This window comes from Micromonospora sp. RL09-050-HVF-A, from assembly GCF_019374995.1.
Lineage (GTDB): Bacteria > Actinomycetota > Actinomycetes > Mycobacteriales > Micromonosporaceae > Micromonospora > Micromonospora antibiotica.
The window spans coordinates 3,603,368-3,624,935 of sequence record NZ_JAGKQP010000002.1 but is presented as its reverse complement, the minus strand read 5'-3'; the positions used below and the strand labels follow the sequence as shown (position 1 = coordinate 3,624,935).

20 protein-coding genes are annotated in these 21,568 nt (G+C 73.8%); 10 read left to right on the top strand and 10 right to left on the bottom strand.

All coding sequences use genetic code 11. The annotated features are described in order from the left end of the window. Positions 1–188 precede the first annotated feature (188 nt). The gene (locus tag J7462_RS15640) at positions 189–1,385 is read right to left on the bottom strand and encodes a pyridoxal phosphate-dependent aminotransferase (protein WP_219464709.1); all 1,197 of its coding nucleotides are present in this window, start codon (positions 1,383–1,385) and stop codon (positions 189–191) included. Between the two features lie 91 nt (positions 1,386–1,476). Further along, the gene (locus J7462_RS15635) at positions 1,477–1,971 is read right to left on the bottom strand and encodes a hypothetical protein (RefSeq protein ID WP_219464708.1); all 495 of its coding nucleotides are present in this window, start codon (positions 1,969–1,971) and stop codon (positions 1,477–1,479) included. Between the two features lie 732 nt (positions 1,972–2,703). Here J7462_RS15635 and glmS point away from each other — a divergent pair. After that, positions 2,704–4,617: a glutamine--fructose-6-phosphate transaminase (isomerizing) gene (gene glmS, locus J7462_RS15630; protein WP_208568166.1), complete on the top strand. Its 1,914-nt coding sequence runs from the start codon at positions 2,704–2,706 to the stop codon at positions 4,615–4,617. Positions 4,618–4,646: 29 nt separating this feature from the next. On the opposite strand, the gene J7462_RS15625 is transcribed toward glmS, so the two are convergent. Together J7462_RS15625 and J7462_RS15620 are read right to left on the bottom strand one after the other, a co-directional pair. Further along, entirely contained in the window at positions 4,647–5,837 is a 1,191-nt protein-coding gene (locus tag J7462_RS15625; RefSeq protein ID WP_308290914.1) for an alpha/beta hydrolase, read from the bottom strand. 568 nt (positions 5,838–6,405) lie between these two features. Then, complete coding sequence (locus tag J7462_RS15620; protein ID WP_219464707.1) at positions 6,406–6,702, bottom strand: hypothetical protein; 297 nt, start codon at positions 6,700–6,702, stop codon at positions 6,406–6,408. 285 nt (positions 6,703–6,987) lie between these two features. Between J7462_RS15620 and J7462_RS15615 the strand changes: the two genes are divergently transcribed. From J7462_RS15615 to ung, 5 genes are all read left to right on the top strand, one after another. Beyond that, positions 6,988–8,457 carry an NAD(P)H-hydrate dehydratase gene (locus J7462_RS15615; protein ID WP_219464706.1) on the top strand — a complete coding sequence of 490 codons (1,470 nt, stop codon included), beginning with the start codon at positions 6,988–6,990 and terminating at the stop codon, positions 8,455–8,457. A 56-nt stretch (positions 8,458–8,513) separates the two neighbouring features. After that, complete coding sequence (gene alr / locus J7462_RS15610) at positions 8,514–9,632, top strand: alanine racemase (RefSeq protein ID WP_219464705.1); 1,119 nt, start codon at positions 8,514–8,516, stop codon at positions 9,630–9,632. After that, entirely contained in the window at positions 9,629–10,726 is a 1,098-nt protein-coding gene (locus J7462_RS15605; RefSeq protein ID WP_219464704.1) for an alpha/beta fold hydrolase, read from the top strand. The genes alr and J7462_RS15605 overlap by 4 nt, the downstream gene beginning before the upstream one ends. Positions 10,727–10,784: 58 nt before the next feature. After that, positions 10,785–11,267, top strand: coding sequence for a tRNA (adenosine(37)-N6)-threonylcarbamoyltransferase complex ATPase subunit type 1 TsaE (gene tsaE / locus J7462_RS15600; protein ID WP_208568160.1), 483 nt, complete (start codon positions 10,785–10,787; stop codon positions 11,265–11,267). A gap of 84 nt (positions 11,268–11,351) precedes the next feature. Then, entirely contained in the window at positions 11,352–12,053 is a 702-nt protein-coding gene (gene ung, locus J7462_RS15595; RefSeq protein ID WP_219464703.1) for a uracil-DNA glycosylase, read from the top strand. 191 nt (positions 12,054–12,244) lie between these two features. Here the strand turns inward: ung and J7462_RS15590 are convergent, their stop codons facing one another. Further along, the gene (locus tag J7462_RS15590; RefSeq protein ID WP_219464702.1) at positions 12,245–12,952 is read right to left on the bottom strand and encodes a helix-turn-helix domain-containing protein; all 708 of its coding nucleotides are present in this window, start codon (positions 12,950–12,952) and stop codon (positions 12,245–12,247) included. Between the two features lie 333 nt (positions 12,953–13,285). Here J7462_RS15590 and tsaB point away from each other — a divergent pair, with 333 nt between their 5' ends. Genes tsaB through J7462_RS15570 form a run of 4 tightly spaced genes read left to right on the top strand, consistent with a single transcriptional unit; the run spans position 13,286 to position 15,908 of the window. Further along, a complete protein-coding gene (gene tsaB, locus J7462_RS15585; protein WP_219464701.1) occupies positions 13,286–14,128 on the top strand; it encodes a tRNA (adenosine(37)-N6)-threonylcarbamoyltransferase complex dimerization subunit type 1 TsaB in 843 nt (280 codons plus the stop codon). Then, complete coding sequence (gene rimI, locus J7462_RS15580; RefSeq protein ID WP_219464699.1) at positions 14,125–14,601, top strand: ribosomal protein S18-alanine N-acetyltransferase; 477 nt, start codon at positions 14,125–14,127, stop codon at positions 14,599–14,601. The genes tsaB and rimI overlap by 4 nt, the downstream gene beginning before the upstream one ends. Then, positions 14,594–15,640, top strand: coding sequence for a tRNA (adenosine(37)-N6)-threonylcarbamoyltransferase complex transferase subunit TsaD (gene tsaD, locus J7462_RS15575; protein ID WP_208567944.1), 1,047 nt, complete (start codon positions 14,594–14,596; stop codon positions 15,638–15,640). Before rimI ends, tsaD begins: the two co-directional genes overlap by 8 nt. A gap of 13 nt (positions 15,641–15,653) precedes the next feature. Beyond that, positions 15,654–15,908 (top strand): hypothetical protein, encoded by a 255-nt coding sequence (locus J7462_RS15570; protein ID WP_208567945.1) that lies wholly within the window; start codon positions 15,654–15,656, stop codon positions 15,906–15,908. Positions 15,909–16,071: 163 nt separating this feature from the next. Here J7462_RS15570 and J7462_RS15565 read toward each other — a convergent pair whose 3' ends face one another. From J7462_RS15565 to J7462_RS15545, 5 genes are all read right to left on the bottom strand, one after another. Continuing rightward, the gene (locus tag J7462_RS15565) at positions 16,072–16,809 is read right to left on the bottom strand and encodes a DUF4142 domain-containing protein (RefSeq protein ID WP_219464697.1); all 738 of its coding nucleotides are present in this window, start codon (positions 16,807–16,809) and stop codon (positions 16,072–16,074) included. Between the two features lie 132 nt (positions 16,810–16,941). Beyond that, positions 16,942–18,123 (bottom strand): ROK family protein, encoded by a 1,182-nt coding sequence (locus J7462_RS15560; protein ID WP_219464696.1) that lies wholly within the window; start codon positions 18,121–18,123, stop codon positions 16,942–16,944. 40 nt (positions 18,124–18,163) lie between these two features. Further along, positions 18,164–19,423 carry a sugar ABC transporter permease gene (locus J7462_RS15555; RefSeq protein WP_208567948.1) on the bottom strand — a complete coding sequence of 420 codons (1,260 nt, stop codon included), beginning with the start codon at positions 19,421–19,423 and terminating at the stop codon, positions 18,164–18,166. Then, entirely contained in the window at positions 19,420–20,238 is an 819-nt protein-coding gene (locus tag J7462_RS15550; RefSeq protein ID WP_208567949.1) for an ATP-binding cassette domain-containing protein, read from the bottom strand. Before J7462_RS15550 ends, J7462_RS15555 begins: the two co-directional genes overlap by 4 nt. Before the next feature lie 119 nt (positions 20,239–20,357). Then, positions 20,358–21,458 carry a sugar ABC transporter substrate-binding protein gene (locus J7462_RS15545; protein ID WP_219464695.1) on the bottom strand — a complete coding sequence of 367 codons (1,101 nt, stop codon included), beginning with the start codon at positions 21,456–21,458 and terminating at the stop codon, positions 20,358–20,360. Between the last annotated feature and the right edge of the window lie 110 nt (positions 21,459–21,568).

Below are 21,568 nucleotides of genomic sequence, written 5' to 3'. Positions count from 1 at the left end.
GGCGGGTCCCGCCTGCTCCACCCCTCGTTGTGCTGCCGGCGTCGCCGGTGGGCCCAGGGAGCGTCCCGGTGGCTGCCCCACCGCGTGCCCCCGGTTGTGCCGGTGCCGGCTGACCCTGCTGGCGGGCGCGACGATGCCGGCCCGCGTGGGTGGTCAGCGGGCGTCGGACGCCAGTCCCGCGCGGGTGATCAGCGGGGGTCGGACAGGGCGCGTAGCCGGGCGACCGCCTCGGTCAGCACCTCGGGACGCTTGCAGAAGGCGAACCGGACCAACCGCCGGCCGGCCTCCGCGTCGTCGTAGAAGACCTGGGTGGGCACCGCCACCACACCGCAGCGTTCCGGCAGGGACCGGCAGAACTCCAACCCGTCCCGACCGCCGAGGCCGGTGATGTCGGCGGTGACGAAGTATGTCCCCTCCGGGGTGAGCACCGCGAAACCGGCGTCGGTCAGGCCACCGATCAGCAGGTCCCGCTGCCGCTGGAGGCTGTCACGGAAACCGGTGTAGTAGTCGTCGGGCAGGGCCAGCGCCACGGCGACCGCCGGTTGCAGCGGTGCCGCGTTGACGAAGGTGAGGAACTGCTTGACCCGCAGCACCGCCGACACCAGCGCGGCGGGGCCACTGACCCAGCCCACCTTCCAGCCGGTGCAGGAGAACGTCTTGCCGGCCGACGAGATGCGCAGGGTCCGTTCCCACATCCCCGGCAGGGTGGCCAGCGGCAGGTGCGCGGCGGCGGCGTCGGTGAAGACGAGGTGCTCGTACACCTCGTCGGTGACCGCGTACACGTCGTGCTCCTGGCAGAGGTCGGCGAGCAGGGCCAGCTCCGGCGCGGTGAACACCTTCCCGGTCGGGTTGTGCGGGGAGTTCAGCAGCATCAGCCGGGTACGCGGCCCGAACGCGGCCCGCAGCTCGGCGGGGTCGAAGGCGTACCGGCCGTCGTCGCCGGGGCGCAGCGTCACCGGCCGTCGTACCGCCCCGGCGAGGGCGATCGACGCCGCGTACGAGTCGTAGTAGGGCTCGAAGCAGATCACCTCGTCGCCCGGCTCGCAGAGCGCGAGGATGCTCGCGGCGATCGCCTCGGTGGCCCCGGCGGTGACGATCACCTCGCCGTCCGGGTCGTAGTCCAGCGCCCAGAACCGCCGTTGGTGCGCGGCGACGGCAGCGCGCAGGGCGGGAATGCCGGGGCCCGGCGGGTACTGGTTGTGCCCGGAGCGCAGCGCCTCGGCGGCGGCGGCCAGCATCTCCGGCGGCCCGTCGGTGTCCGGGAAGCCCTGGCCCAGGTTGACCGCACCGGTCCGGACGGCGAGCGCGGACATCTCCGCGAACACCGTCGTCCCGAACGGACGCATCCGGGTCACCAGCGGGTCCACATCGGTCGACGTCGTCACGCCCGTCAGCCTACGGCCCGCGACCACCCCTGCCACCGGGTCCGGTCGCCGCCATTCTTCCCCTGACGGGGTCTTCCCCCGGTCCGGCGGGTCAGCGGACCCGGTTGGCGTGGCACTGCACCTGCCAGTCGTCCGGGCCGGCCACGTCGGTGACCCGGGGCCGGGTGCCGACGGTGGTGGTGCACCGGAACCCGCCCGGGTTGCCGCCGGAGCGGGTGGCGCTGACCAGCACCCGGGTCGGATCGTCGACACGCAGCGTCATCCGCCAGGGCAGCCGCACCTTGTCCTGTCGGATGAAGTAGCCGTCCCCGTCATAGAACTGGAGGTCGACGGAGCCGGTCCCGGTCACCTCGTACGTCACCGGGTACCGGCCGGGGCCGTCGGCCGGCGCGGTGGCGGGCGCTGGCGGCTGGAGCGGCTGCGGCGGGCTCCAGCTCGGCTCGGGTTCGTCGTCGTAGTAACCGTTGTCGTAGGGCTCCGCGGTTGCCGTGTCCGGCCCGGAGCTGCCCAGCAGGCGACCTCCCCCGCAGAAGCAGGCGCAGACGACGAGGACGAGCACCACGACCACGGCGACCACGATGCCCACCACCGCACCGGTGCCGGTGGAGCTCCGCCCGCCCGGCGACGGGTGGGCCGGATAGGCGAACGGCGGCGGATACCCCGGCGGTGGCCAGCCGGGACCGGGTGGCCCGCCCGGCATTCCCGGGGTCGTGCCGGGCCACCCGGTGGGCGGGCCGCCGGGCAGCCCGGGGCCGCGCCGGGCCAACCGGTGGGTCCGGGGCCGGACCGGACCAACCGGTGGGTCCCGGCGCCGGACCGGGCCAACCGGTGGGCGGGGGTGTGCCGGGCCAGCCGGGAGCGGGTGCGCCGGCAGGGTCGATCGGCGGGTCGGGAGGGACCGGCCCGGCGGGCGCGCTGCCGGCAGTCGGACCGCCGGGCCACGGGTCGGGGGCCGCCCAGGGCTGCGGGACCGCGAACGGGTCCGGTGGAGTCCAGGGGGACGGGCCGGGCGACGGGTCGTTGGACGCCGCCGGGGCCGGGTCGCCGGGCGGGGGCGGGGGATCGCTGGGGGGTGGCGCGTCGGACATGGCGGCTCCGGGACGGAAGTGGAGGAAAGGGGCGAGCGGGCCGTCCCAGGGACGTTCCAGGGGTCGCCGAGAGACTCTCGTACCGCCGGGCCGCCCGCAACCCCGTCCGGTCGGCCGGGTGCGCCGGTAGTCCGATTGCCGCCCGTCACCGACCGATCGCTCAAATTCGGTGATTGATTGCCCGACTTCCGCGCACGCGAGGTGAGTGAAACTGGGTTAGGCTGCGAACCATGTGTGGAATCGTGGGTTACGCCGGCGCACGTCCGGCGCTCGGCATCGTGCTCGACGGATTGCGGCGGCTGGAATACCGGGGCTACGACTCGGCCGGGGTCGCGATCGTCTGCGACGACGAGCTGCTCACCGAGAAGAAGGCCGGCAAGCTGGCCAACCTGGAGAAGGTCCTGTCCGAGCGGGCCGCCACCAACCCGGACGACTGCGCCGCCAGCCCGGTCGGCATCGGCGACGGCACCACCGGCATCGGGCACACCCGGTGGGCCACCCACGGCGGCCCGACCGACCGTAACGCCCACCCGCACCTGGCCCCCGACGGCCGGGTCGCCGTGATCCACAACGGCATCATCGAGAACTTCGCCAAGCTCCGCGCCGAGCTGGAGGACGACGGCGTCCAGTTCACCAGCGACACCGACACGGAGTGCGCCGCCCATCTGCTCTCCCACGCGCTCGCCGAGCTGCGGGCGGCCGGCGGGACCGACAGCCCGCAACTGCTCGCCGCCGCGATGCGGGTGGTGTGCCGGCGGTTGGAGGGCGCGTTCACCCTGCTCGCCGTCGATGCCGCCATTCCCGGTGCGGTGGTCGGCGCCCGGCGCAACTCGCCGCTGGTGGTGGGCCGGGGCGAGGGGGAGAACTACCTGGCCAGTGACGTGGCGGCGTTCATCGAGCACACCCGCGAGGCGGTCGAGCTGGGGCAGGACCAACTCGTCCTGATCACCGCCGACAGCATCGAGATCACCGACTTCGACGGTCAGCCGGCCACCGGCAAGGACTTCCACATCGACTGGGACTCCTCGGCTGCCGAGAAGGGCGGCTACGACTGGTTCATGCTCAAGGAGATCGAGGAGCAGCCGCAGGCCATCGCGGACACCCTGCTCGGCCGGCTCACCGAGACCGGCGAGATCGCCCTCGACGAGGTCCGCCTCAGCGACCAGGACCTGCGCGACGTCGACAAGATCTTCATCGTGGCCTGCGGCACCGCCTACCACTCCGGCATGGTCGCCAAGTACGCCATCGAGCACTGGACCCGGATCCCCTGTGAGGTGGAGCTGGCCAGCGAGTTCCGCTACCGCGACCCGGTGCTCGACCGGTCCACCCTGATCGTGGTGATCTCGCAGTCCGGCGAGACGATGGACACCCTGATGGCGCTGCGGCACGCCAAGGAGCAGAAGGCCCGGGTGTTGGCCATCTGCAACACCAACGGCTCCACCATCCCGCGCGAGTCCGACGCGGTGCTCTACACCCACGGCGGCCCGGAGATCGCCGTCGCCTCCACCAAGGCGTTCCTCACCCAGCTGGTCGCCTGCTATCTGATCGGGCTGCACCTGGCCCAGGTACGCGGGATCAAGTTCGCCGACGAGGTCGGCGCGGTGGTGGCCCAGCTCCAGGAGATGCCGGGCAAGCTGCGGGAGCTGCTGGGCCGGATCGAGCCGGTGCGGGAGCTGGCCCGGGAGCTGAAGTCCGAGCCGACGGTGCTGTTCATCGGTCGGCACGTCGGCTACCCGGTGGCCCTGGAGGGCGCGCTCAAGCTCAAGGAGCTGGCGTACATGCACGCCGAGGGGTTCGCCGCCGGTGAGCTGAAGCACGGGCCGATCGCCCTGATCGACCAGGGCACCCCGGTGATCTGCGTGGTGCCGTCCCCGGTCGGCCGGGGCATGCTGCACGACAAAATCGTCTCCAACATCCAGGAGGTCCGGGCCCGGGGTGCGCGGACCATCGTGATCGCCGAGGAGGGCGACGAGGCGGTGGTGCGTTACGCCGACCACCTGATCTATGTGCCGCGTACGCCGACCCTGCTCGCGCCGCTGGTCACCACCGTGCCGTTGCAGGTGTTCGCGGCCGAGATCGCCGCTGCCCGGGGCCACGACGTCGACCAGCCGCGCAACCTGGCGAAGTCGGTCACCGTCGAGTAGGTGACCCCGCGCCACCGACGGTGACCCGGTCACCGGCCGAGCACGATCCGGGCCATCCCGTCCAGGGCGGGGTTGCCGGGCTCCCAGTAGCCGGTGTGGCCGTACCGGCCGCTGGGGAAGGTCCGGCCACCGAAACCCGGATCGCTCGGGTCGTGCCCGAACCACAGTTGGTGGTCGTCGGGGCGTAGCAGCCAGGCGGCGCTGGCCAGCGGCGAGGCGGCCAGCACCGCCCGGCCGGCCAGCTCCCGGGGCGGCTCGACCAGCCTGATCACGTCGTCGTCGGCGGTGCTCGACCAGACCTGCTGCGGTGGCAGGCCGAGCGCCCCGGCCCGGTCCACCCCCACTCCTGGTGAGCCGACGAAGGCGAGCGCGTCGGCGGCCAGCCCGTGGTCCCGGGCGGCGCTGCCCACCACCAGTGAGCCGTAACTGTGCCCGAGCACGGTCTGCCGGGCCGGGGGCCCGTCGTGGGTGGCGCGCAGCCCTTCCTGGAAACGGTGCAGCGCCGGACCGGCGTCCCGGGCCTGGGTCGGCGAGGACGCCTCGGGCAGGAAGTCGGGGGCGTCGTAGTCCAGCCAGAGCACCGCCGCCGTCTCCACGCCGGGGGCGATGGCAGCGCACCTGGCCTGCACCCGGGCGGCCCGGCCCAGCTCACCGGGGACGTCGGCGAGGTCGCTGGTCATCCCCGGCACGTAGGTGAGCACCCGGCCGGCCCGGTCCGGATTGCCCAGCGCGACGATCGCCCGGCCGTCACCGCGCGGGTCGAGCCCGAGCAGGTACGCCCGGGGCGGTGAGGTGGCGGCCAGCCGACCGGCGAGCCCGTCCAGGACGGCCAACGCCGCATCGATCCGCCGCCGACCGCGCCCGCCCGGCGTCGCCCGGCGGGCGGTCAGCAGCGCCTCCCGGTGGCCGGCCAGCAGCAGCCGGTTCGCCTGGTCCCGGGCCGAGGTCGGCACCCCGTCGCGCGGGCCGATCCGGGTCGGCTCGTGCAGCACCAGCCAGCGCCGCTGGGCCGGGGTGAGGGTGGCCCACCAGGCCCGGACCGTCGCCGCACTGGCGTCGTCGGCCGGTCGGCCCGGTGGTGGCCGCTCGACCCAGCCGGTGCGGGCCGCCCCGGACAGCTCGGCCAGCCGGGAGGCCGCCTCCCGGTCGGCCGCGTCGGCCAGCGCGAGCGCCTCCCGCAGCGCCGCCGCCACCTGCCCCACCGCCACGGGCGAACCCACCCCGCCGCCCCGCCCCCGCCGCCCCGCCGCCTGCGCCCGCAGCCGCCGCCCCGTTGCCGCCCCGGCACCCGCGCCGCCGCCGGCGGCGCTCCCACCGGCGCGGGGGTCCGGGCCGGACCACGGACCTGGCCCCCCGCGCCGACGCCACCGCCCGTCGGAGAAGGGCGGGCACCCACCCCGACCGGGAGCTCACCCGCCTCGGGGCCGCGCCAGAGCAGGGGTGCCGCCCGGACACCGCCGTGCCGGTCCACCGCCACGCCGGTGCGGTCGGCCAGCGCCACCGCCTCGGCGAGCCGGGCCTTCGCCACCCGGAGCCGACCGGCGAACTCGGCGAGCACCTGGTCGACCTCGACCAGCGCCGGCAGGATGGTGGCCAGTTCCGACCGGAGCCCGTCGAGCCGCCCACCGGCCGCTGTCGCCGCCCCGCCGGCCCAGCCCGCCCGCAACGCCGCGGCCCGGTCGGCCAGCCCGGCCCGTCGCCGCCCGACCGGTGCGTCCACCCCGCGCCAGGCCACCCCCGCCGCGTCCCAGTCACCCGGGGAGGCGGACCAGAGCTGGGCGTACCCGATCATCGGGGTCGGCCGACCAGCCGCCCGGCGGCCCGGTCGTCGGCCGCCGTGTACGCATCGGCGGCGGCGCGCAGGGCCGCGCCGGCCTCCGCCACCCGGACGCCGAGCGCCCCGTGCCACGCGTGCACCGCCGACTCCAGCCCGGCCAGGGCAGAGCCGGCCCGCCACCCCGGTGCGGACAGCACCAGGCCGGGTCGGCCCGCCAACCCCTGGGCCAGCGCGTACGCCTCGTCGGCCAACCCACCGGCCGCCACCCGCAGCACCGACAGGTCGACCTCCACCGGCTCGTTCGTCACCCGCCCGCCTCCTCCACCCCCGTGGTCGGTCCCGCCGCCCGACTGCCGCACCGACGCTAGGCGGACGGGCAGCCGGTGGACCTGCCCTGTGGACGACGGGCGGCGGTCGTACCCCCGGGTTGTCCACAGGTCTTGCCCGGGGCGTCGCCGGTGGCTACTCTGCCGCCCGGCCGCCGGTAGGGTGATCTCGGCCACGACGGAGCCGGGACGTGGGTCGAACCGGCCGTCCCTCCGCGACGGGACGCCGTGGCCGGGAAGACGGCCGGCGGCAGGGACGGGGACGGCATGAGACCGGTGTGGCGGGTATCGGACGTACGTGCGGCGGAGGCCGGCCTGATGGCCACCCTCCCGCCCGGGACGCTGATGCAGCGGGCGGCGGCCGGGCTGGCCCGACGTTGCGCCCTGCTGCTCGCCGGCCGGGGCGGGGTCTACGGCGCGCGGGTGCTGGTGCTGGCCGGTTCCGGCGACAACGGCGGCGACGCGCTGTACGCGGGCGAGCGGCTGGCCCGGCGCGGCGCGCAGGTCGCCGTGCTGGCGACCGCCCCCGGCCGGACGCACGCCGACGGGTTGGCGGCGCTGCGGGCCGCCGGTGGCCGGCTGGTCGACGCCCCACCGCCCACCGTCGATCTGGTGCTCGACGGGATCGTCGGGATCGGGGGCAGCGGTGGGCTGCGGGAGGCCGCTGACGACCTCGTCGCCGGCCTGCCCGCGCTGCGGGGACGCGACGGCGGCCGGGCCACGGTCGTCGCGGTGGACGTGCCCAGCGGGGTGGCGGTGGACACCGGGGACGTGCCGACGGACGGGTCCGGTCGGCCCGGCGCCGTCCGGGCCGACGTGACGGTGGCGTTCGGCGCGCTCAAACCTGCCCTGGTGGTCGGCCCGGCGGCCCCGCTCGCCGGTCAGGTCGAGCTGGTCGACATCGGGCTCGGGCCGTGGCTGCGCGGCACCCCTGCATCGTGGGTGACCGAATGGTCGGACGTGCGCGACTGGTGGCCCCGCACCGGGGCGTCCTCGGAGAAGTACAGCCGGGGCGTGGTCGGGGTGGCCACCGGGTCGCGGACCTACCCGGGGGCGGCGGTGCTCTCGGTGGGTGGCGCGCTGGCCGGCCCCACCGGGCTGGTCCGGTACGCCGGTGGCGCCCGGGGCGAGGTGGTCCGGCAGCACCCGTCGGTGATCGCCACCGACCGGGTCGCCGGGGCCGGCCGGGTGCAGACCTGGGTCTGCGGCTCCGGCCTGGGCACCGACGAGCAGGCCGGAGCGGAGCTGCGCGCGGTGCTGGCCGCGCCGGTGCCGGTGGTGCTCGACGCCGACGCGTTGACCCTGCTGGTGGACGGTTCGCTCGCCGGCCGGCTGCGCAACCGGGACGCCCCGATCGTGGTCACCCCGCACGACCGGGAGTTCCGCCGGCTCTCCGGGGAGGAGCCGGGGGCCGACCGGGTCGCCGCCGCGCTGCGGCTGGCCGCCTGGATGAACGCGACGGTGCTGCTCAAGGGGGACCGCACGGTCGTCGGGACGCCCGACGGCCGGGCGTACGTCAACCCGACCGGCAGCCCCGCGCTGGCCACCGGGGGCACCGGGGACGTGCTGGCCGGGTTGCTCGGTTCGCTGCTCGCCGCCGGGCTGGCCCCGGAACGGGCGGCGGTCGTCGCGGCGTACCTGCACGGGCTGGCCGGTCGGGAGGCGGCCCGGGGCGGCCCGGTGACCGCGCCGGACGTGGTGGCCGCGTTGCGCCCGGTGGTGGCCCCGCTGCTCTGACCGGCCCGGGTCGGCGTCCACCGGCCGGTGATCAGCGACGCCAGTAGGCTGGGCGCATGTGGCAGGCCGAGGTACGCGTCGATCTGGACGCGATCCGTGCAAACGTGACCCGACTCCGGTCGGGCACCAGCGCCGAGCTGATGGCGGTGGTGAAGGGCGACGGGTACGGCCACGGCATGGTCCCGTCGGCGCGGGCCGCGCTCGACGCGGGGGCGGACTGGCTGGGGGTGTGCACCCTCGACGAGGCGTTGACCCTGCGCCGGGCCGGGATCACCGTGCCGGTGCTGGCCTGGCTGCTCGACCCGGGGCTGCCCCTGCACGAGGGGGTGGCGGCCGGGGTGGACCTGGCCGCCGCGAGCCTGTCCCAGCTCGACGAGATGGTCGCGGCGGGCCGGGCCGCCGACCGGCCCGCCCGGCTGCACCTCAAGATCGACACCGGCCTGTCCCGGGGCGGCGCCACCGTGGCCGACTGGCCGACCCTGCTGGAGGCCGCCGCGAAGGCCCAGGCCGACGGCCTGGTCGAGGTCGTCGGCGTGTGGAGCCACTTCGTGTACGCGGACTCGCCCGGCCACCCCACGACCGACCGGCAGCTGGCGGTGTTCCACGAGGGGCTGGCCATGGTCGACCGGGCCGGCCTGCGCCCGCGTTACCGGCACCTGGCCAACTCGGCGGCCACCCTGACCCGACCCGACACCCACTTCGACCTGGTCCGGCCCGGGATCGCCGTGTACGGGCTGTCACCGATCGCCGGGCAGCAGTTCGGGTTGCGTCGGGCGATGACCGCGCGGGCCCGGGTGATGCTCACCAAACGGGTCCCCGCCGGCACCGGCGTGTCCTACGGGCACACCTACACCACCGAGGAGGAGGCGAACCTGGCGGTGGTGCCGCTCGGCTACGCCGACGGGGTGCCCCGGCACGCCTCCAACGTCGGCCCGGTGCAACTTGGCGGGAAACGACGCACCATCTCCGGCCGGGTCTGCATGGACCAGTTCGTGCTCGACTGCGGTGCCGACGAGGTGGCCGCCGGTGACGTGGCGACCCTGTTCGGCAGCGGCGACGACGGGATGCCCACCGCCGACGACTGGGCCGAGGCGGTCGGCACGATCAACTACGAGATCGTCACCCGGTTCGGCGGGGTCCGGGTGCCCCGGATCTACGACGGGGAGCGACCGTGAGCGCGGTCAGCCGGTTCCGGGTGCCCCGGCCGAGGACGGCCGCAGGCAGGGTGGCCGGCGTGGTCGGGGCCGCGGTCGGGGTGGCCGCCGCCGGGCTGGCCGCCGGGGTGGCCACCGAACGCGCCCTGGTCCGCCGGCTCAAGGCCGACCCCGCCGACCCGTACGCGGGGGAGGACTTCGGCGCGCAGCGCTACGACGAGGCGTACCGGCTGGAGTTGCCGGACGGCACCGACATCCACGTCGAGGTGGTCGAGCCGACCCGGCCGGTGCCGGGGCACCCGACGGTGGTGCTGGTGCACGGCTTCTGCCTGGACATGGGGACGTTCCACTTCCAGCGTCAACTGCTCGCCGAGCGGGGCGACTACCGGGTCGTCGCGTACGACCAGCCGGGGCACGGCCGGTCGGGGCGGTTGGAGAGCGGCGAGTACGACCTCGCCGCGCTCGGGCACACCCTGCGCCGGGTGATCGACCGGACCGCCCCGGAGGGGCCGTTGGTACTGGTCGGGCACTCGATGGGCGGGATGACCATCATGGCGTTCGCCGAGGCGTACCCGGAGTTCTTCGGTGACCGGGTGGTCGGCACGGTGCTGATGGCCACGTCGGGCGGGTTGCTCGCCGAGACGAAGCTGGTGGCGCCGGCCCTACTCGGCCGGGTCGGCTCGCCGGTGCTGTTCATGATGAGCACCACCACCCGGTACGGCGGGCTCGTCATCGACCGGGCCCGGAAGTCCACCTCCAACGTGGCCTGGCTGCTGACCCGCCGGTACGGCTTCGGCACCCCGAAACCGAGCCCGGCCCTGGTGTCGTACGTGGAACGGATGAACTCCCGCACGTCGGCCGACACGGTGACCCGCTACCTGCGGACCCTGGCCACCCACTCCCGGTTCCCGGCGCTGGCCGCGCTGAGCGGCACACCGGTGCTGGTCGTGGTGGGCGACAAGGACATGATCACGCCGGTGGTCCACTCGGACGAGATCGTCCGTCGGCTGCCGCACGCCGAATACCTGAAGATCCGAGACAGCGGGCACGTGGTGATGCTGGAACACGCCGACGAGGTCAACGCCGCGCTGGAACGCTTCCTGGAGGCGCTGTGAGCTGGTCCGTCGTTCCTGCGCCGGTCGCCGGCGGACCGGACCGACCCGGGGTGGCCCGGTGACCGTACGCGTCACGCTACCCACGGTCGACGACACGCACGCCTTCGGCCGGCGGCTCGCCGGGGTGCTGCGCGCCGGTGACCTGCTGCTGCTCACCGGCCCGCTGGGGGCCGGCAAGACCGCGCTCACCCAGGGCCTCGGTGCCGGCCTGGGGGTACGCGGCGACGTCACCTCGCCGACCTTCGTGATCGCCCGGGTGCACCGGCCCGACCCGGCACGCGGCGGCACGGTGGCCCTGGTGCACGCCGACGCGTACCGGTTGGGTGACGCGACCGACCCGCGCGCCGAGATCGACGACCTGGACCTCGACGCCTCGGTGGACGACTCGGTGACCGTGGTCGAGTGGGGCGAAGGGCTGGTCGAGCAGCTCGCCGACGCCCACCTGCGGGTCCGCATCGACCGGCGCGACGACGACACCCGGGTGGTCGAGTTGGAGCCGGTGGGCGGGGACTGGTCGCGACGGTTGACCGCGTTGGGCTGACCGGCTCCGGAAGGGCCGCCCTGCGCCGAGGGCTGTCGTACCCGCTGCCTAGAGTGCCGTGGACTTCGTTGTGAAAGGTTGCCGATGCCCGACGACACCCCCGCCCTCGACCTGCTGTCGCTGCTGCCGCAGGAGTGGCGTGCCGTGCTCACCCCGCACCTGGACCCGGCCCGGACGGCGGCGCTGGCCGAGTTCGTCGCCCACGAGTACGCCACCCAGACCGTCTTTCCGCCGCTGGACGATCTCTTCTCGGCCTACCGGCTGTGCGGTCCGCAGCAGTGCCGGGTGCTGATCCTCGGCCAGGACCCCTACCACAAGGCGGGGCAGGCGCACGGGTTGAGCTTCAGCGTCCGCGAGGGGGTGTCCGTGCCGCCGTCGTTGCGCAACGTCTTCAAGGAGCTGAGCGAGGACCTCGGTGTGCCCAAGCCGCGCAGCGGCAACCTGGACGGCTGGGCGGCGCAGGGTGTGCTGCTGCTCAACGCGGTGCTCACCGTCCGGCAGGCCAGCCCCGGTTCGCACGCGAACAGGGGGTGGGAGGAGTTCACCGACGCGACGATCCGGGCCCTGGACGCCCGGGACGAGCCGGTGGTCTTCCTGCTCTGGGGCGGCTACGCCCGCAAGAAGGCCGCCCTGGTCACCAACACCCGGCACGTCGTGCTGGAGGCCGGCCACCCGAGCCCGATGAACCCGCGCGGCTTCCTCGGCAGCCGCCCGTTCAGCGCCACCAACAAGGCCCTCGCCGACGCGGGTGCGCCCCCGATCGACTGGGAGCGCACGGCCGGCTGACCCGCCCACCCCGCCGCCCGCCCACCCGGCCCGCCATACCGGTCGCCCGGCCCGCCCCTCGCGGCCACCTGGCCCACCGTTCTCGGCTGTCGGTCGCCCGGCTCACCTCCTCGGTCACCGGCCACCTCCCTGGCTCACCTCCTTCGGCCCGCTGCCCAGGGAGGTGGCCGGTGACCGAGGTGTGGGTTGAGTCAGGTGCGGTCGGCGGCTGAGCGTTGGCGGTGTCGGCGCAGCAGGGCGGCGGCCTGCGGGTCGGTCAGCTCCACCATGACCAGCGGGACCACCCGGTAGCCGCGGCCCCCGTGTCGCACCTCGATCGCCTCCGGGAACTCGTCGCACAGTTGGGCACGGATCCCGCCGTACCGGGTCATCCAGTAGTGCTCGCCCGGCTCCTCCGGCTCCAGGTACAGTCCGCCGAACTCCCGCCACCTGGCGTTCCAGCGCTGCCCGTAGGCGGCTTCCAGCCAGGCCGTGAACCGGGCGGAGTCGCGCCACCGGACGGCGATCTCGACCGCGTCGACCGGTACCGGCGCGCCCTGGAGCAGTGCGGCGGTGCCGCCGGTGACCAGGTGGGGCAGATCGCCCAGCCGCTCCAACATCCGGTCCAGCCCCAGTTCGTCGATCCGCTCGTCGAGCGACCGTGCGGCAAGGGCGTCCATCCGGGCGTCGAGGTGGCTGTCGAGCGGCTCGGCGGTAACGGCGAGTTGTTGGCCGAGGGCGGCGAAGAGACGCTCCACCAACGGGAGGGCCGGCACCCGTTCCCCGCGCTCGATGCGGGCCACCGCGCTCTGACTCGTCCCGGCTCGATCCGCCAGTTGCTGCTGGGTGAGCGCGGCGGCATGGCGTTCCCGGCGCAGCAGGGCGGCGATCTCTGTGGTGAGGCGACCACTCTCAGGCATCCCAGCATGATGAGGTGATGGCGGTAACCGTTATGCCTGTGCGTCATAAAAATGACGGAGAGGCATAACGGTTACCACGGACTGCTACACCCCGTTCCGGCCCACCCCACCGTCTACACCCCGTTCCGGCCCACCCCACCGTCTACACCCCGTTCCGGCCCACCCCACCGTCCTGCGTCCTGCGGCCGGCCCCTCCCGACGACCGGCTCCGGCGATGGCGGCACCGGCGTTGCCCGACCGGGGGTGGGGCGGGCGTGGGCGTGACTGGCGGGCGGGGTGTGGGCGGGCGGGGTGTGGGCGGGCGGCGCGGACGGACGGCTAGGCTGGCTTACCGTGCTCGTACTGGTGGTGGACTCCTCGACCCCCGCGGTCACCGCGGCGCTGGTCGAGGTCACGGCGGACGGCGTCGCGCTGCGGGCGTACCGGTGCACGATCGATGCCCGGGCCCACGGTGAGCTACTCGCCCCGCAGGTCGAGGCGGTGCTCACCGACGTCGACGCGCGACCGGGTGACCTCGGCGCAATCGTCGCTGGGCTCGGCCCCGGTCCCTTCACCGGGCTGCGGGTCGGCCTGGTCACCGCCGCCACCATGGGCCAGGTGCTCGGCATCCCCACGTACGGCGTCTGCTCGCTCGACGGCATCGCCCACCCCACCACGGCGGATGCGTCGCCCGGCCACGCCGTGTCCGGTAAGGCCGAAGCCAGCAGCGCCACGGCCGGGCCGGCCGGAACCGGCGACGCCACGGCTGGACAGGCCACAGCCGGCGACGCCACGGGCGGACAGGTCGGAACAGGCGGGGCGACGGTCGGCGACGCGGCGGCGGGGGAGCGGCGGGTGCTGGTCGCCGCCGACGCCCGGCGCAAGGAGGTCTACTGGGCGGTCTACGACGGCGACGGCCAGCGGATCGTCGGGCCGGAGGTGGACGCCCCGGCGGTCGCCGCCGCCCGGGCCCGGGAGTTGGCCGTGACCGTCGCGGCCGGCGACGGTGCCCACCGCTACGCCGACGTGCTCGGCCTGCCGCTGTGCGCCGAACCCCGCTACCCCGACGCCGTCGCGCTGGTGACCCTGGCCGCCGAACGGATCCGGGCGGGTGCCCCCGGCGAGACGCTCACCCCGTTGTATCTGCGCCGCCCGGACGCGGTCGCGGCGACCAGCCGCAAGTCGGTGCTGCCGTGACGGTACGCATCGACCGGTTCCGCTGGTGGCACGTCGCCGAGGTGCTGCCGATCGAGGAGGACCTGTTCGGTGCCGAGCAGTGGTCGCCGGCGATGTTCTGGAACGAGTTGGCCAGCGGCCACTACTACCGGGTCGCCCTGGACACGGACGGGTCGTTGCTGGGCTACGCGGGTCTGACCGTCGACCCGGACGGCGAGTCGTGGGTGCAGAACATCGCGGTCCGCCGGGACGCCCAGCGGCGCGGGATCGGCCGGGCGCTGCTGGTGGACCTGCTCGCCGAGGCGGCCCGGCGCGGGATCGGCAGCGTCCTGCTGGAGGTGGCCGTCGACAACGCCCCCGCCCAGCGGCTCTACGCGACGTACGGGTTCGAGCCGATCGGCGTACGGCGGGGCTACTACCAACCGAGCAACACCGACGCGCTGGTCATGCGGCGTGACGCGGAACCGGCCGCAGACGGGACGGACCATGGCTGACGAACCGCTGATCCTCGGCATCGAGACCTCCTGCGACGAGACCGGGGTGGGCATCGTGCGCGGGCACACCCTGCTCGCCGACGCGCTCGCCTCCAGTGTGGACGAACACGCCCGGTTCGGTGGGGTGGTGCCCGAGGTGGCCAGCCGGGCACACCTGGAGGCCATCGTGCCGACCATGGACCGGGCGCTGCGCGAGGCGGGGGTGACCATCGCCGACATCGACGCGATCGCGGTCACCTCCGGGCCCGGCCTGGCCGGTGCCCTGCTGGTCGGGGTGGCCGCCGCCAAGGGTTACGCGCTGGCCGCCGAGAAACCGGTGTACGGGGTGAACCACCTGGCCGCGCACGTCGCCGTGGACACCCTGGAGCACGGCCCGCTGCCCGCGCCGGCGATCGCGATGCTGGTCTCCGGTGGGCACTCCTCGCTGCTGCTCGTCGACGACCTGGCCCGGGGGGTGACCCCGCTGGGCGCGACCATCGACGACGCGGCCGGGGAAGCGTTCGACAAGGTGGCCCGGCTGCTCGGCCTGCCCTTCCCGGGTGGCCCGTACATCGACCGGGAGGCGCGGTCCGGCGACCCGGCGTCGATCGCCTTCCCTCGCGGCCTCACCGCCGCCAAGGATCTCGCCGCCCACCGGTACGACTTCTCCTTCTCGGGACTGAAGACGGCGGTGGCCCGCTGGGTGGAGGGCCGGCGGCGCTCCGGTGAGCCGGTGCCGGTGGCCGACGTGGCCGCGTCGTTCCAGGAGGCGGTCTGCGACGTGCTCACCGGCAAGGCCCTCGCCGCGTGCCGGGCACACGGGGTGGACACTTTGGTCATCGGCGGGGGAGTGGCGGCGAACTCACGGCTGCGGTCGATGGCCGAGCAGCGGGCGCAGCGGTACGGCATCCGGGTCCGGGTGCCCCGGCCGGGGTTGTGTACCGACAACGGGGCGATGGTCGCCGCACTCGGGTCGCACCTGGTGGCCGCCGGGGTACGCCCGAGCCGGCTGGACCTGCCCGCCGACTCGGCGTTGCCCCTGACCACGGTCAGCGTGTGACGGGAGGGGCGACGTGATCGTACGGATGTGGGAGGCGCGGGCCGAGTCGTACGGCTTCGCCGACCTGATCACCTGGGTGTGCGAGACGGCGCTGCCGGAGTTCGAGCACGATCCGCTGCACCTGTCCAGTGAGGTCTTCTCGTCCACCGACCACCGGGTGGTGGTCATCTCGAAGTGGCGCAGCAACCCCCGCGCGTTGCCTGATCCGCCGGCCACCCTGGTCGCCCGTCCCCCGCACTCGTGGGATTTCACCCAGGTCGACCGCTGACCGACCGCCCCCAACCCGGTGCGCCCGGACAGCCGGCCGTCCCCAACCCGGTGCGCCCGGAAGTCGGCCACCCCGGCCGGAAAATCGGCCGCCCCGGCCCGGACAGCCCGACGGCCCGCCGGCGGTGGTGCCGCCTGCGGGCCGTCGGGTCAGGTGCGTGGGGTCAGCTGCGGCGGGTGATCCGCCAGGTGGCGTAGCCGCCCGCGCCGAGTGCGAGCAGGAAGACCGCCCAGACGACGGTGGTGCTGATCGCGACCGACGGGCCGGCGGCCCCGGCCTGGGCGGCGGCGACCAGCGAGTCCTGCTGCGCGGCCGGGATCGCGGCCGGCGGCATCTGCTGCCAGCGGACCAGGCCGGTGCTCTCCAGCATGGCCATGTGGTCGTTGACGAACTTGTTGGCCTCGTCGGCGAGCTTGCGGACGGTGTTGTCCCGGGTGCTGGCCCGGACCGCGCCGATCACCGGGAAGATCTTGCCGTGGGCCACCCGGAGCCGGGTGACGAAGATCTGGTCGAACTGAGCACCGGAGGCGTTCTGCATTTCGGTCAGCCACCCCTTCTGCTCGGTGGTGGGGTCGCTCGGCAGCGTCGCGCCCAGCTTGTTGGCGGCCTGCACCACCAGTTCGTCGAGGACGCCGTGCTGCCGGGCGATCTCCGCGCCGACCTCCCGTACCCGCGCGGACTGGCCCTTGTCGGCGGCCATCGTGCCGGCCGGCATCTCCCACAGGCCGGCCAGTCGAACGCCGTTGAGCAGCGCCACGTCGGCGGCGTTCATCTGGACGCCGGGAGCGGCGACGGCCATGCCGGGTAGCACGACCAGCCCGGCCAGGAAGGTGACGACCAACACCGCCACCCGGTGGGTCCGGTGCCCTCGCCGACGACGTACGGAATCCAGCGATGCCATGCTGCGGTGCCTCCTCGATCCGGGCCGACCTGTCCTGCCGGGCAGCGACCCGCCGGCTGCCCGTCCGTCCACTGGTACGGACTGTCGGGCCGATCAGTTCACCGGGTGGCGCACGAGTCGGGGAGTATCCGTTCAGGCGGCGTCGAGCGGGTCGGCGAGAAGCCGTTCGAAGGCCAGCTCGGCCGCGCCGATCAGGGCCGCGTCGTCACCGAGTTTGGGGGTACGCAGCCGGACGTGTTCCAGGCAGGCGGGCAGCCCGGTCTCGTTGAGCCGGCTGCGGACCTGGGCTGCGGCGGCGAGGTAGAGGTCCCGCATGGTGCCACCGAAGATGACCATCTCGGGGTTGAAGATGTTGACCAGGTTCGCCACGCCGAAGCCGAGCCAGTCACCGGCGTGCCGTACGGCGGTCTGGGCGCGGGCGTCACCCCGGTCGGCGGCGTCGAACACGGCCAGCAGCGCGTCGCGGCCCCGGGCCTCGGAGCGGCCGGCGGCCCGCAGCAGCCCGTACTCGCCGATCTGGGTCTCCCAGCAGCCCCGTGAGCCGCACTCGCAGGGCGTGCCGTCGCGTACCACGACCATGTGTCCGACCTCGCCGCCGTAGCCACCGTGGCCGGTCAGTCGGCGGCCTCCGGCGATGATGCCGGCACCGACGCCGACGTCCCCGTAGAGGTAGATGACGTTGTCGCAGCCGGCGGCGACGCCCCGGGCGTGTTCGGCGAAGGCGGCGACGTCGGCCACGTTGCCGACCGTGACCGGCAACTCCACGCCCACCTCGGCGGCGAGCGCCGCGCCGATCGGCTCGTCCACCCACCCGGTGGTGGGGCCGAGCCGGACCAGCCCGTCGGCCTTGCGGACCATGCCGCAGACGGCGACCCCGGCGCCGACGCAGACCGACCCGGGTGCCACCCGTTCCCGCATCTGCTTGAGCGCGCCGGCCAGCATCGGGGCGGTCTCCGCGGCGTCCAGGTCACGCGGCCGGTCCAGCTCACGGCGGTCGAGCACCTCGCCGCCGAGACCGACCCGCGCGGCCCGCAGCCGGTCCACCTCGATCGAGTACGCGTACGCGTAGACCCGGGCCGACTCGGGCCGGACGACCAGTGAGGGTCGTCCGGCCCGGCCGGTCTCCTTGGGCGTGCCCTCGCTGACCAGCCCGGCGCCGGCCAGGTCGGAGGTGAGCGCGCCGATGGTGCTGCGGTTGAGGCCGAGGGCGGTGGTGAGTTCCGCGCGGGAGGTGGCGCCGTGCACGTGGACGTGCCGGAGCAGGGCCCCGAGGTTCTGCCGCCGGATCTCGTCCTGGCTCGGTCCTACCCGCATCGTTGGTGGCACCCCATGTCCCGCCGGTGGCGTACGCGGATCAGCGGGTGCCGGAGGCGGAGGCGCGGCGGCGCGACAGCGCGTCCACGCTGGCCGCGAGGAGCAGCACCACGCCGGTGACGACGTACTTCACCCCGGCGCTGTAGCCCATCAGGCCCATGCCGTTGTCGATGACGGCGACCACCGCGCCACCGAGCACGGCGTCGAGGACCCGGCCCTTGCCGCCGAAGAGGCTGGTGCCGCCGATCACCGCTGCGCCGACAGCGTAGAGCAGCACGTTGCTGCCGCCGGTGTTCGGGTCCACCGAGTTGGCCCGGCTGGCCGCGACGATGCCGCCGATGGCCGCCATGGACGAGCAGATCACGAAGACCGAGATGCGGATCTTGTCGACGTTGATGCCGGCCCGGCGGGCGGCTTCCTTGTTGCCGCCGACGGCGTAGACGTGCCGGCCGTAGCTGGTGCGCTGGAGCACGAAGGTCCAGACGATCAGCAGCACCGCGATGACCGGCACCACGATCGGTACGCCCTTGAGCGAGTTGATCAGGACGTTGCGGCTGCGTTCCTGGTTGAGGATGTAGACCGCGATGCCGAGGATCAGGGTCAGCCCGCCGATGCGGGCGAGCACCACCGCCATCGGGTCGGTGGTCAGGCCCCGGGACAGCCGCTTGCGGTGGCGCAGCAGTTGCACGGCCGCGTACCCGCCGATGGCGATGGCGGCCAGCGCCCAGCCGAGGGTGGGCGGCAGGTTGCGGTTGGCGATCGCCACCAGCACCTCGTCGTTGACCGAGATGTTGGCGCCCCCGCTGATCAGCATCAGCACGATGCCCTGGAAGGCGAGGAAGCCGGCCAGGGTGACCACGAAGGACGGGATGCCGATCTTGGCGACCAGGAAGCCGAGCACGGTGCCGATGACCACGCCGGTGAGGATCGCGGCGAGCACCGCCACGTACCAGGGGTAGCCGGCCTTGGTGGCGACGTTGGCCAGGACGGCCGCGCAGACCCCGCTGGCGAAGCCGGCCGAGAGGTCGATCTCGCCGAGCAGCAGGACGAAGACCAGCCCCATGGCGATCAGGGTGACCGCCGCGCCCTGGGTGAACAGGTTGGCGAAGTTGCCGGCGGTGAGGAACGACGGCCGCATGACCGAGAAGACCGTGCAGAGCACGATCAGCCCGAGTACGGCGGGCAGCGCGCCGATGTCGCCGCCGCGTACCCGGCCCCAGTAGCCGCGGAGGTGGCTGCCGACGGTAGGCGGTGGCGTGACCGCCGCCGGGCCTTCCTTGCGCACGGCGGTGGTGGTCATCGAACGCCTCCTGCAGTGGTGTCGGCGGGTCCTGCGCCGTTGCCGGCGGTGACCGGCTCGCCGGTCAGACCGAGATTGCCGGAACGACCGGCGGTGATCAACTCGACGACCTGTGAGTGGGTGATGTCGGTGGTCTTCACCTGGGCGACCATCTGGCCGAGGTAGAGCGCGGCGACCCGGTCGGACACGGCGAAGACGTCGTTCATGTTGTGTGAGATCAGCACCACGGCCAGCCCGTTGTCGGCCAACCGGCGGACCAGTTCGAGCACCTGGGCGGTCTGGGCGACGCCCAGCGCGGCGGTCGGCTCGTCGAGGATGACCAGTTTGCTGTTCCAGAGCACCGCCTTGGCGATGGCGACGGTCTGCCGCTGCCCGCCGGAGAGGCTGGAGACGTGCTGGCGCAGCGACTTCACGGTCCGTACGGAGAGCCCGGCCAGGGTTTCCGCGGCCATCTGCTCCATGGTCGGCTCGTCGAGCACCAGCCCGCTGTGCTTCTCCCGGCCGAGGAACATGTTCTGCACGATGTCGAGGTTGTCGCAGAGCGCGAGGTCCTGGTAGACGACCTCGATGCCGAGCGTGGCGGCGTCGCGGGGGCTGTTGATGCTCACCGGTCGGCCGTCGAAGAGGAACTCACCGGCGTCGGCCGGGTAGATGCCGCTGATGCACTTGACCAGCGTGGACTTGCCGGCGCCGTTGTCGCCGACCAGTGCGGTCACCTCTCCGGCGTGGGCGGCGAGGGCGACGTCGCGCAGGACCTGGACGGGACCGAAGCTCTTGTCGATCCCGCGCAGTTCCAGCAGGGGGGTCGCGGACACGGGGGTCTCCTTCGTACGGAGGGAAGATCTCGGGACCCGTCCGGCGGCGAGCGCCGCCCGGCACGAGGTTCCGTGCCGGGCGGCGTCGCGTCGGCGGGGTACGACGCTCGTCGTACGGGTCAGCTGATGCCGTTGGCGGTGCAGAGCGCGGCGTACGCGCCGGTGCAGAGCTTGGCCTTGTCGACGTAGCCGTCGGCCACGACGTCCTTGACGGTCGACTTGTCGATCGCCTTCGGCTCCAGCAGCACGGACGGGACGTCCCGGCCGCTCTCCGGGTCCTTGACGGTCTGCCCGGTCTCCTTGCGCTCGCCCTTCGCCACGGCGATGGCCAGCTCGGCGGCCGCGTCGGCCTCCTTCTTGACGGCCTTGTAGACGGTCATGCACTGGTCACCGGCGAGGATGTTCTGCAGGCCGGTCACGTCGGCGTCCTGGCCGGTCACCGGGACCTTGCCGTTGAGCTTGTTCTTCTTGAGCACCGAGATGGCCGCGTTGCCGAGGCCGTCGTTGGCGGAGAGCACGCCGTCGATCTTGCCGCCGGTCTGGGTGAGCATCTGCTCGAAGATGGTGGCACCCTGCGCCGGGTCCCAGTCCGGGACGGCCTGGTCGGGGCCCTTGGTGTATTCCTTCGACTCGAACTTCGGCTTGAGCACCGAGTCGTAGCCGTTCTTGAACAGGGTGGCGTTGTTGTCGGTCGGCGAGCCGTTGAGGTAGGCGACCGTCGGGTTCTTGACGCCCTTCTCGGTCAGGCACTTGGCCAGGCCCTCGCCCTGGAGCTTGCCGACGGCCTCGTTGTCGAAGCTGACGTAGTACTGGGCGGAGCCGCCCAGGGTGAGCCGGTCGTAGTCGATCGTCGCGACGCCCTGCGACTTCGCCTTGTCCAGCACGGCCTTGCCGGTGCCGGAGTCCAGGTTGACGATCATCAGGGTGGTGACGCCACCGGTGATCATCTGGTCGGCGATGGTCTGGAAGGCGTTCTTGTCGTTCTGCGCGTTCTGGATGTCCGACTCGACGCCGGCCTTGTCGAACGCCTCCTTGAGGAACCGGCGGTCGGCCGTCTCCCAGCGGGCGGAGGACTTGCTGTCCGGCAGGATCACGCCGATCTTCGGCTTCTTGGCGGCGCTGCCGCCGGTGTCGTTGCTGCTGGAGTCGTCGCCACAGGCGGCCATGCTGCCGGTGGCGAGCAGGCCGACGGCGGCGAAGGTGAGGAAGCCCTTGCGCATGTCTGCACGGGTCCTTTCGAGGGTGGGGGAAGGAGTGGTCGGTGTTTTGTTGTGTCCGGCAACGTATTCCCGCTCACATCTCGGGCGCAAGACTGCCGAGGTCAGAAGTT